2 tRNA genes and 3 rRNA genes are annotated in these 1,430 nt (G+C 51.1%); all 5 read left to right on the top strand.

Annotated elements, in window-relative coordinates:
* A 16S ribosomal RNA gene (locus JOD82_RS28875) occupies positions 1-524 on the top strand; the annotation flags it as partial.
* Positions 525-684: 160 nt separating this feature from the next.
* Positions 685-801, top strand: a 5S ribosomal RNA gene (rrf, locus tag JOD82_RS28870).
* Between the two features lie 38 nt (positions 802-839).
* Positions 840-916, top strand: a tRNA-Ile gene (locus JOD82_RS28865).
* A 20-nt stretch (positions 917-936) separates the two neighbouring features.
* Positions 937-1,012 (top strand) — tRNA-Ala (locus JOD82_RS28860).
* Positions 1,013-1,260: 248 nt separating this feature from the next.
* Positions 1,261-1,430 (top strand): 23S ribosomal RNA (locus JOD82_RS28855); the annotation flags it as partial.

Raw genomic sequence — 1,430 nt, 5'->3', positions numbered from 1 at the left:
CTTTCCTTCGGGACAGAGGAGACAGGTGGTGCATGGTTGTCGTCAGCTCGTGTCGTGAGATGTTGGGTTAAGTCCCGCAACGAGCGCAACCCTTATGCTTAGTTGCCAGCAGGTCAAGCTGGGCACTCTAAGCAGACTGCCGGTGACAAACCGGAGGAAGGTGGGGATGACGTCAAATCATCATGCCCCTTATGACCTGGGCTACACACGTACTACAATGGCCGGTACAACGGGAAGCGAAGCCGCGAGGTGGAGCCAATCCTAGAAAAGCCGGTCTCAGTTCGGATTGTAGGCTGCAACTCGCCTACATGAAGTCGGAATTGCTAGTAATCGCGGATCAGCATGCCGCGGTGAATACGTTCCCGGGTCTTGTACACACCGCCCGTCACACCACGAGAGTTTACAACACCCGAAGTCGGTGGGGTAACCCGCAAGGGAGCCAGCCGCCGAAGGTGGGGTAGATGATTGGGGTGAAGTCGTAACAAGGTAGCCGTATCGGAAGGTGCGGCTGGATCACCTCCTTTCTATGGAGAATCGTTTCCTGCGATGGAAACATTCAAATCAGCAGGTATAACGTACCTGCGACCGGATATTCAATTCGGTTCATCACGTTCGTGTGAATGAAATGAATATCCTTAAATTACTCACTCGTTGCTCAGTTTTGAGAGTTCAAACTCTCGAACGTTTGGTGGCGATAGCGGAGGGGTTCCACACGTACCCATCCCGAACACGACCGTTAAGCCCTCCAGCGCCGATGGTACTTGGACCGCAGGGTCCTGGGAGAGTAGGACGTCGCCAAGCGCAACCACTAAAGAAGAACTTCTTTGGTGGTTTATTATGGGCCCTTAGCTCAGCTGGTTAGAGCGCACCCCTGATAAGGGTGAGGTCGGTGGTTCGAGTCCACTAGGGCCCACCATATAACTTTATATTCCTTTTGGGGCTATAGCTCAGCTGGGAGAGCGCCTGCCTTGCACGCAGGAGGTCAGGGGTTCGATCCCCCTTGGCTCCACCAAAAAACTGCATGAATATCATCCGCTCGAATGAGATGGACCGATGTGCACACAGGCTACAGTTTCGATGAAACTGTATTGCACCTTGAAAACTGGATACCGAAATGAATTTGCGTTTTAGAATATTCCTTTAAGCTGATCTTGTGTAAACAAGTGAAATAAAGGTAGCAGGTAAGGAAAGATCTTTTGCCTTTGGCAAAAATCATTCTTTATCGAACATCGGCATTTTCTTTTATCAAAGAAAAGTCTAGGTTAAGCTACAAAGAGCACACGGAGGATGCCTAGGCGCCAGGAGCCGACGAAGGACGTGGCGAACAACGATAAAGCCTCGGGGAGCTGTAAGCAAGCTTTGATCCGGGGATGTCCGAATGGGGAAACCCGGCTGTCTTCATCGACAGTCACTTTCTGCTGAATACATAG

This window comes from Paenibacillus sp. 1182 (assembly GCF_017833915.1).
GTDB lineage: Bacteria > Bacillota > Bacilli > Paenibacillales > Paenibacillaceae > Paenibacillus > Paenibacillus polymyxa_D.
The sequence above is the reverse complement of the archived record's forward strand: the minus strand, read 5'-3'. Positions and strand labels throughout refer to the sequence as shown.